General features: G+C 64.4%; 6 protein-coding genes. 2 read left to right on the top strand and 4 right to left on the bottom strand.

Going from position 1 to position 9,701, the window contains the following annotated elements; translation table 11 throughout:
• Nucleotides 1–242: 242 nt before the first annotated feature.
• Nucleotides 243–980: a pteridine reductase gene (locus tag ACVOL0_RS14280; RefSeq protein WP_481513788.1), complete on the bottom strand. Its 738-nt coding sequence runs from the start codon at nucleotides 978–980 to the stop codon at nucleotides 243–245.
• A 54-nt stretch (nucleotides 981–1,034) separates the two neighbouring features.
• Here ACVOL0_RS14280 and ACVOL0_RS14275 point away from each other — a divergent pair, with 54 nt between their 5' ends.
• On the top strand, nucleotides 1,035–2,219 hold the full coding sequence (locus ACVOL0_RS14275; RefSeq protein ID WP_481549672.1) for a class I SAM-dependent methyltransferase: 1,185 nt from the start codon (nucleotides 1,035–1,037) through the stop codon (nucleotides 2,217–2,219).
• Nucleotides 2,207–2,602, top strand: coding sequence for a VanZ family protein (locus ACVOL0_RS14270; RefSeq protein WP_481549671.1), 396 nt, complete (start codon nucleotides 2,207–2,209; stop codon nucleotides 2,600–2,602). Before ACVOL0_RS14275 ends, ACVOL0_RS14270 begins: the two co-directional genes overlap by 13 nt.
• A 246-nt stretch (nucleotides 2,603–2,848) precedes the next feature.
• Here ACVOL0_RS14270 and ACVOL0_RS14265 read toward each other — a convergent pair whose 3' ends face one another.
• The 3 genes from ACVOL0_RS14265 to ACVOL0_RS14255 all read right to left on the bottom strand — a co-directional run bounded on the left by ACVOL0_RS14265 (nucleotide 2,849) and on the right by ACVOL0_RS14255 (nucleotide 9,606).
• A complete protein-coding gene (locus ACVOL0_RS14265) occupies nucleotides 2,849–5,194 on the bottom strand; it encodes a beta-N-acetylhexosaminidase (protein WP_481549670.1) in 2,346 nt (781 codons plus the stop codon).
• On the bottom strand, nucleotides 5,194–6,834 hold the full coding sequence (locus ACVOL0_RS14260) for an outer membrane protein assembly factor BamB family protein (protein ID WP_481549669.1): 1,641 nt from the start codon (nucleotides 6,832–6,834) through the stop codon (nucleotides 5,194–5,196). The genes ACVOL0_RS14265 and ACVOL0_RS14260 overlap by 1 nt, the downstream gene beginning before the upstream one ends.
• 84 nt (nucleotides 6,835–6,918) lie before the next feature.
• Entirely contained in the window at nucleotides 6,919–9,606 is a 2,688-nt protein-coding gene (locus tag ACVOL0_RS14255; RefSeq protein WP_481549668.1) for a TonB-dependent receptor, read from the bottom strand.
• Between the last annotated feature and the right edge of the window lie 95 nt (nucleotides 9,607–9,701).

The following is a 9,701-nucleotide window of genomic DNA, read 5'->3' as shown; positions in this document are numbered from 1 at the left end:
GCATCGGCCTTGCTGGTAAAGCCCCTGCCGAGCATGGCTCGGCACTACGCTTTGCACCCTCTCCCGTATGCGGGAGAGGGGTTGGGGTGAGGGCAGCTGTTCGCTGGTAAAGCCCCTGCCGAGCATGGCTCGGCACTATGCTTTGCACCCTCTCCCGTATGCGGGAGAGGGGTTGGGGTGAGGGCAGCTGTTCGCTGGTAAAGCCCCTGCCGAGCATGGCTCGGCACTACGGGGGCGTGGCACTAGGTCAGCAGGCGGCCGCCGTCCAGGCGCAGGGTCTGGCCGGTGATGTAGCCGGCATCGTCCAGCAGCCAGCGGACCGCCGAGGCGATCTCGTGCGGGGTGCCGAGGCGGTCCAGCGGTGTGCGTTCCATCAGCTTCTGCTTGGCGGCTTCGCTCTTGCCCTGCTCGGGCCAGAGGATGGCGCCGGGGGCGATGGCGTTGACCCTTACGTGCGGGGCCAGCTCCAGCGCCAATGAGCGGGTCACCATCTCCAGCGCGGCCTTGGCCGAGCTGTAGGCCGGGTGCTCGCGCAGTGGCTGGGTGGCGTGCAGGTCGGTCAGGTTGACGATGGCGCCGCGCTGCTTGATCAGATGCGGTGCGGCGGCCTGCGCCAGGAAGAACGGCGCGCGCGTATTCACCGCGAACAATTCATCCCATTGCTCCGGCTGGACCTGCCCGAACGGGGTCGGGAAGAAGTTGGATGCATTGTTGACCAGCGCATCCAGTCGGCCAAACTGGCCGACGGTCTGTTCCACCAGGTCGGGCAGGGCGGCCACGTCGCGCAGGTCGGCCTCCAGCGCCAATACGCTGCCCGCGCGCTCGCTTTCCAGGTCGAAGGCCAGTGACTGCAGCTCCTCGCTGGATTGGTGCGCGTGCAGGGCGATGCGGTAGCCATGGGCATGCAGGTGACGGGCAATGCCGGCGCCGATCCGGCGCGCGCTGCCGGTGACCAGGGCCACCCGTTGGGATTCTGTCATCTGGGATTTCCTTACTCAGCTATCCTGTGCATTGTCCTCGCAAACCGCCGCATCATGCATTCCGACCTGCCAACCCCCGATTCAGACGCGCTTGCCCACAGCGAGCAGCTGGCCGCGCACCTGCGTGCGGACATTCTTGCCCAAGGCGGTGCGGTGCCGTTTTCACGCTTCATGGAGTTGGCACTGTATGCGCCGGGTTGGGGCTATTACAGCGCCGGTGCCAGCAAGTTTGGTGCCGCCGGTGACTTCGTCACCTCGCCGGAGATCGGCGCGCTGTTTGCCGCCACCACCGCCAACGCGGTGGCGCCGGTGCTGAAGCAGCTCGGTCCGCAGGCACGCATGCTGGAGCTGGGCGGCGGCAGCGGTGCATTCGCCGAAGTCATGCTCAAGCGCCTGCTGGAGCTGGATGCCTTGCCTGAGCGCTACGCCATCCTCGAGCCCAGCGCCGACCTGCGCGAGCGCCAGCGCGAGCGCCTCGAACGCGCACTGATTCCGCCGGTGTTCGCGCTGGTGGAGTGGCTGGACCGGCCGTTCGATGACGACTGGGATGGTGTGCTGTTCGCCAACGAAGTCATCGATGCGCTGCCGACGCCGCGTTTCCTCGCCGACGAAGGCGAGATCTATGAAGAGACCGTGGAGCTCGACGGCGAAGGCCGCTTCGTGCGCGGCGCGCAACCGGCCGACCAGCTGATGCTGGGCGCGGTGCGGCACGTGGAGCGTTATCTGGAGCGCCCGTTCGCGCACGGTTACCGCTCAGAGGTGCTGCCGCAGCTGCCGTACTGGATCCAGGCCGTGGCCGGTGGCATGCAGCGTGGTGCGATGTTGTTCGTCGACTATGGTTACTCGCGCAGCGAGTTCTACCAGCACGACCGCACGGACGGCACGATGCGCGCGTTCTACCGTCACCGCGTGCATAACGACGTGTTCCTGTGGCCAGGCCTGCAGGACATCACCGCCTCGGTGGATTTCACCGCGTTGGCCGAGGCCGGCACCCATGCCGGTTTCGAGCTGGCCGGTTACAGCAACCAGGCCAACTTCCTGCTCGGCAACGGCATCACCGATCTGCTGCTGCAGGCCGAGGCGCGCACCGATGAAGTCGGTCAATTGCGCCTGCGCGATCAGCTCAAGCGACTGACCTTGCCGACTGAAATGGGCGAGCGTTTCCAGGTGATGGGCTTCAGCCGTGACGTCGACATGTCGGCGGCCTTCCTGCTCGGTGACCTGACGTGGCGGCTGTAAGCACCACGCTGAAGCCACTGCGGCGGCAGGGGTTCTGGTTGGGCCTGTGGCGTGCGGCGGTGCTGACCGTCATTGTGGTGTGCCTGATCCCGCCGCCAGAATTGAACCTGCCGCAGAACAGCGACAAGGTTGAGCACCTGCTGGCCTACTTCATCCTGTCTGCCAGTGCAGTGCAGCTGTTCGGCAGCCGCCGCGCGCTGTGCTGGGTGGCAGCAGGTTTGGTTGCGATGGGGGTGGGCATCGAGTGGGCGCAGGGCGCACTGACTGCCACGCGCATGGCGGATCCAATGGATGCGCTGGCCAATGCCAGCGGTGTACTGATCGGCATGCTGACGGTGCTGACGCCGCTGCGGGATTTGCTGGTGAGGCTGCAAGGGCGCTGAGCCGATAACGCCTCGCCTGCGCGGTGGCGTAACCTGGTCTGGTTGCGGCTGCAACTTAATTCTTTAGATAAATCAGCCATTTCCGCTGTCATGGCACTTACGCTGACGGCACCTGGGCTGCTACGTTTGCGCCATCACAGGCACCTTCATGGTGCCGGTGATTTTGCAAAGTCGGTGCGGTGCGGGACGTGGGTGGAGAGGACTCACGTACCGCACCGCGCCTTCCCGGCGATTTCTCCCCGGGCCTTACTTCTTCGGCTGCAGATGCACCTGGTCCAGCACCCACATCTGCGGACGGGTATCGCCGCTGAAGGTCATGCACAGGTCGGTGATCTGCTCGGCACCGGCTTGCAGCGGTGCTTCCAGTTCAATGAAGCCATCCTTGCCCGGCTGCTGCGGCAGTGGCACGGTGGCCAGCACGCGGCCCTCACAGCCGGCACGCACTTCAAACTCGCCATACTGGCTTACCGGCTTGCGGAAGCCGCGCTTGGCTTCCTCCGGGCGCAGCAGGCCGAAGTTGTAGGGAATGCGACCGGCGCGGACCTTGATCGAGGCGATGTCCTGCAGCTGCGCGTCCTCCCACAACCAGCACGGATTGAAGATGGTGACGTCGAAGTTGTCGCGCTCACCGTGAAGCGGGTTGTCGTCGACCAGACGCAGCAGCAGACGGCCGCCCTGCGGGCATTGCGCCAGGGTCTTGTCGGTGCGGGTCAGTAGCGACTGCGCATCGAAGTTCCATTGGCTGGGCTTGTCGGCCACCGGCTTGCCGTTGAAGAAGGTCAACGCGGTCAGCACGGTAGGCACCGGCAAGGTCAGCGCGCCGGGATAGGCCGGTGATTGCGCGGTCGGCGTGCTGCCGTCGGTGGTGTAACGGATGTCGCGGTAGCTGAGCGGGTTGGAAAGCTCGACCGTTACCTTCTCAGCTGCACGATCGTCCTGACGCTTCATTGCCACCGACAGCGCGGTCTGGCCGTAATCAATGCCCAATGCCTTGTAGCGCTGCAGCTGCGCCGGCAGGCGTGCGAGGAAGTCGTCGTAGCTCTTGTTCTGCAGCGGCGTCCAGGCGATCTCGGACAGCGCGGCCAGGCGCGGGAACACGTTGTGCTTGAGGTCCTTGCCGTTGCGGGTGTGTTCGGTCCACATGTTGGCCTGCACGCCGATCACGTGCTTGCGCTGCGCCGGGGTCAGCTCGGCCGGCACCGGGTCGAACGCGTAGACGCGCTGCATCGAGGTGAACTTGGGACGTCCGGTGGGTTCTTCCGGCAGATTGGTCTGCAGGAAATCCAGGTACAGGGTGTTGCCTGGCGCCATCACCACATCGTGGCCATGCGTGGCCGCCTCGATGCCGCCTTCGATACCGCGCCAGGACATCACCGTGGCCTGCGGCGGCAGGCCGCCTTCGATGATTTCGTCCCAGCCGATCAGCTTGCGGTCGTGGTCTTCCAGGTACTTCTCCAGTCGCTTGAGCATGTGCGACTGCAGTGCTTCTTCATCCTTCAGGCCCAACTCGCGGATATAGGCCTGCACCTGCGGCGAATCCTGCCACTGGTACTTCACCGCCTCGTCGCCGCCGATATGGATGTACTGGCCGGGGAACATCTCCAGCACTTCGGCGAGGATGTTTTCCAGGAACTGCAGGGTCTCTTCGCGCGGGTTGAACAGATAGGGGTTCACGCCCCAGTTGGCCGACGGTTGGGTCGGGCCATCGACAACACCGTGTTCCGGATAGGCGGCAACCGCGGCCTGGGCGTGGCCTGGTACGTCGATCTCGGGCACAACCGTGATATGGCGGGCGGCGGCGTAGGCCACTACATCGCGGATCTGATCCTGGGTGTAGAAGCCGCAATACAGATGCGGCTTGCCATCGGCACCAATGCCGGCTTCGCCAGCGGCAGAACGGCAGCTGCCCACTTCGGTCAGCTTCGGATAGCGCTTGATCTCCATGCGCCAGCCCTGGTCATCGGTGAGATGCCAATGGAAGGTGTTGAGCTTGTGCGTGGCCATGGCATCGAGGATCAGCTTGATGTCGTCGATGCTCTGGAAGTGCCGCGCCGAGTCGAGCATGAAGCCACGCCAGTTGAAACGCGGCGCGTCCTCCACTTGCATGGCCGGCAGCGTGATGCTGTTCGACGGTGCAGCAGCGAGCAGCTGCCACAACGACATCGCGCCGTAGAACAGGCCGCGTGCATCACCGGCTTCGACCAGCACGCCATCGTTGTTGATGCGCAGCGAGTAGCTTTCCACTGATGCATCGGCAGCAGGTTTGCTGATGCGGAACTGGATCGCGCCCTTGGCCTGGCCACTGCTGCTGGGCTTGAGCTGCAGCGGTGTGGTGCGTGCAAGCAACTGGGTGAACTGCGTGGCGACTTCGCTGGCACCGTCAGCCGCGATCACGCGGCTGGAGGCATCGACGGTGAAGCGGCCGTTGCCTGGCAGCACCGATACCGGGCGCGGAATGATGCTGGCGCCGGTTACTTCGACCGGCAACAGTTGGACGCTTGCACTGCTGGTGGCAGCACCTGCATGGCCGCTGGCAGCGCCAAGGGCGAGCAGCAGGGCGGCGTGCAGGGCATGGCTGGAGAGTCGGTGCATCATGGATCCTTGTTGTTGACGGCTGGCGTATTGACAGCCGCTGTTGCGTTTGCAGTTGATGTTGCGGTTGCTGCGATCCGCGGGGGGAGGGAAGGCAAGGCGGGCGGCACGGCAGTGCTCTGCATGGTGGCGGCGCTACTGGATTTGATCATCGCATCAAGTGCAAAGCCCATCAGCACGCCTTCGATATCGGCAGCAACAAGCACATCGGCATGATTGACCAGATTGCCGGCGATGCCCCACTGGAAGCCGCGCCCGGATGGCAGTGCATGGGTGGCGAGCAGGCGCCCGTCGCGTCGATCAAGTACGCCTACGCCAGCGGCATGCTCAAGAAAATAGGGGTGACCGGCGGCCATGCCGACCAGCAGGTGGTCGCCCAGCGCCAGTGGCGTGCCCCAGCTCCAGCCGCCGACGTCGGTGCGCCACAGCACGCGCCCGCTGACGATGTCGATGGCGCTCACTTTGCGCAGGTCCGAGGAGCCGATGTAGAGGGTGTTGCCGTCGAAGGACGGCTCGGACTCGATCCATGAGGTCCAGAACTGGGTCAGCCACAGCGCGTTGCCGGTATTGGCGTCGATTGCGTGCAGCACACCGCTGCGGTCGTTGCAGAACACGCGACCGCGATGCGCCACCGGTGCTGCGCCCGGGCGTGAGGCAAGACGGTACTGCCATAGTGGGGTGCCGGTGCGCGCATTGAGTGCCTGCACCACGCCTGCTTCGGTGACTGCGAACAGTTGGGTGCCATCGCTGGCCAGGCCATGCTGGATGCGACCGGCAAGCTGTCGCTTCCAACGGCTGGCGCCGGTACGCATGTCCAGCGCCTGCACGCTGCCGTCGTTGCCGCCGATATAGATCTGGCCGTTGCCGAGCAGCGGGCGTGGACCTTGCCATTCCCAGGCCGCCGATTGCGGTTGCGGAGGTTCGCGGCTGCTGCGCGCATCCTGGATGGAAGAGCGCCACTGCTCGCGGCCGGTCTTGCGATCAAGCCGGTGCAGGTAGCCACCATCGCTGTTGACGAACACCGCGTCGTCGGTCACCAACGCGGTTGCATAGACGGGGTAACCCAATGCGCTGCCCCAACGCAGGCTGCCATCGGCGAGGTCGACAGCAAACAGGGTGCCAGCGGTGGTGCCGATATAGGCGATGCCATCGGCGACAACCGGCGAGGCGAGAATCTGGCCGCCAAGGTGGGCCTTCCAGCGCGGGCCTGGCAGGGCCTGGGGCGCTGTGTTGGCTGCGGGTTCGGTGGGGAGCCCGGCGGGCGTGCCACGGCGCAGACGCAGGCGTTCGCCGCTGCCCAGCAAGGTGCCGGTCAATTCCTTGTCCTGCATCCGCAGCGCCATGTGCAGGGTGCGATGGACCAGGGTGTTGCTGTCGTCGAGATCGGCCTTGCCGTGCAGGGGCAGTGAGCGCAGGTGGGCGATCGGCAGATCCAGCTGCAGGTCATAGCGGCCGTTGGCGTCGGCCTGCAGGTTGAGCCCGATGCTGACCTTCTCGCGTGGGCTGCCAATCTCGCCGAGCCAGTAGCCGGAGAGGTCATCGGCAGCGCTTGCAGTGCGTGCCGGCAGCAACAGCAGGCAAGCCAGAACCGCCAGCAGCGGAAGGTGGCGGTGAAGGGTATTGGCTTTCGGCTGTTCCATGCAGTGATGCCCGGTGCGTGCTGGTTGGCTGGCAGGAACCTGGCGGAAGCACTTGGCTCCCGCCAGGCGGTGTTGCATTACGGCTTAGAAGGCGAAGCGCAGTGAGGCCGAGTAGCGGCGGCCACTGTTGTAGACACCGCGGGTGAGCTGCTTCACGCCGGAGTAGGTGTGGTACTGCTCGTCCAGCAGATTCATGCCCTCAAGGCTCAGGGTCAGGTGGTCATTTACCTTGTAGGCCACCGACGCATCCAGCGATGCGTAATCCATCGTCCACAGCTGGCGCCCACCGCTGACCTGGGTGAAATACTTGTCACGCCAGTTGTAGGTGATGCGGGCATTCCAGTTCTCGTTCTCGAAGAACGGGCTCAGATTGAACTGGCGTACGGAGTTGAACGGCAGCGGACGGCCATCGGTGGCTTCACCCTTGGAGTAGGTGGCGTTGGCGATCATGCCGAAGCCCCAGCCGAAGTTCTGCTGCCACGCCAGTGATGCGCCCTTGATCTTGGCGTCGCCGGCGTTCTGCGGACGGTCCACCAGGAACTGGTCATCGCGGTTCTGGTTCTGGTTGAAGTGGGTTTCCACGCGCGAGGCCATCAGGATGTAGTCGGCTACATCGCGATAGAAGATCGAGCCGGCCAGGATGGCATCCTTGGTGAAATACCACTCCGCCGAAAGGTCCAGATTGGTGGAGCGGTAGGGCTTCAGATCAGGATTGCCGCCACCCCCCTTGAGCGACTGGTCGGCCAGCCACAGGTAGCTGGAAACGTCGGCGTAACCGGGACGAGCCATGGTCTTGGCGATGGAGAAGCGCAGCACCACATCATCAGCGGCATCGTAGACAAGGTTGAGGTTGGGAAGCGTGTTGTTGTACTTGCTCTTCTTCACCCGCCACTCGTACTGCCCGGTCGGGCAGGAAGTGAGATTGACCCGGCAGTTCCAGGCACCGGATCCGACGTCGGTCTGTACGTAACGCACACCGACGTTACCGCGCAGCCGGTCGAAGCTGAAATCGGCCTGCACGTAGGCGGCCTGGGTGTCTTCTTCAATCGTCCAGGTATTGCGGATGAACTCGGCGGCGTTGAACGTGGCCAACTGAGGCATGGGCGAGCCGGGGGGGAGCCACTCGCCGCCCAGGATGTAGTCCGACAGGGCCCAGCCATCAATGAAGAAGCGGTTGCCCAGGTCGCCGTAGCCGCTGAAGCCGTCCAGGTAGTTGCCTGGCATCTTCTGCGGGGAGAACTGCGAGGCGGACGGGGTGGCGCCGGACAGGCCTACGCCCAGCTGCGTCTGGCCGGTTTCGTGCCGACGCTGCTTGTAGCCGCCACGGATCATGTAGACCGGCGAGTCGAGCTTGATCCCGAAATCCAGCTGGCCATAGGTTTCCTTGTCCAGCGTCGGCTTGTGGACCAGGTTGCCGCCCCAGCCCGAATCCAGCTGGAACATGCTGGGGTTGGTGAACGGGTTGGCACCCTGGAAGGTCACGCTGCCCGGCTGGCTGGGAGCGTTCTCGATCGACCAGGTGTAATCGGTGCGGGCCAGGAAGCTGCCGAAGACCTGCTTGGGGCCGGCCTCGGCCTTGGTGCTGCCGATATGGGTGGAGGCGAACCAGCGCTCATCGTTCCAGTCGGCCTTGAGGTCGTAGGTTTCCGATTCCACGGCGGCGCGTCGGCTCTGCAGGTCGAAGATGGCCAGGCCATTCTTGTGCGTGCCGCTGGTGATGATGCCGTCCTTGACGGTCAGATCGGTCAGGGTGAACAGGCTGTTGTAGGTGTTGCCCGGATTGACGAACATCGCCTGCACGGTGTGATCGAAATTGGCATCGATCTTCAGCGCGTTCAACTCAATGTTGAGCTGTTCCAGCGGCTTGAACTGCAGCGATGCGGAGAAGGTGTCGCGCTTGCGCTCCTGGTTGAAGAAGTGCGCGCTGATCGAGTTCGGGCCCACTGCACCCAGGTTGTTGCTCAGCGTCTGCTCGCAGCTACCGACGCAGCTCGGGTTGCCGCCCGGGGCGTTCACCACCGAGCCACCGCCGCCCAGGCCGGAGTAGTAGTTCTGGCCGATCACGCTGCCGTAGGACTCGATGCCCTGTCGGCGAATGCTTTCGTTCGAACGCTGTGCCGAGACGATGACGCCAAAGTTCTCCGACGCGTTCTTCCAGCCGAAAGCGGCTGATGCTTGCGGATCGGTGTTGCTCACCAGCTCGTTACGGGTATAGCTGACGCGACCAGTGAGGCTGAACTGCTCGGGCATGTCCAAAGGCCGGCGCGTGGAGATGTTCACCGTGCCGCCAATGGAGCCTTCTTCCAGGCGCGCTTCCGGCGACTTGAACACTTCCACCTTGCCGACCAGTTCCGGTGCCAGCAGCGAGTAGTTGAAGGTGCGGGTCGGGAAGTCGGACATGTTCCAGTCGCCCGAGGCGATGGACTGGCCGTTGAGCAGCGTGCGGTTCAAGGCCGGGTCAACGCCGAGGATGCTGACGCGCTCGCCCTGGCCGTAGGCGCGGTCGATGGTCACGCCGGGGATGATGGTCATCGCTTCGGCGACGTTGGTAGCGGGGAACTTGCCCACGTCTTCGGCGGTGATCACGTCGACGATGCTGTCGGCATTGCGCTTGGACTCAAGCGACTGCTGCAGACTGGCGCGGATGCCGGTGACGACGACGCGGTCCAGTTCGGTTGCCGCCTCCGGCTGCGCTTCCTGTGCGCTGGCCGCAAAACTGATCGCCAGACAGCTGACGATGGCGGCGGTTAACGGTGACTTGCGGTGTTTCAAAGGTCTCTCTCCCTTTGCTGATGGATGGCCTGCAAAAGCTGCTGGCCAGTGAATCCCGCATCCCTTCGGGTGTGCGGAGAAACAGCGCGGCTGCC

The sequence above is a fragment of the Stenotrophomonas sp. STEN021 genome (assembly GCF_056760175.1).
The sequence above is the reverse complement of the archived record's forward strand: the minus strand, read 5'-3'. Positions and strand labels throughout refer to the sequence as shown.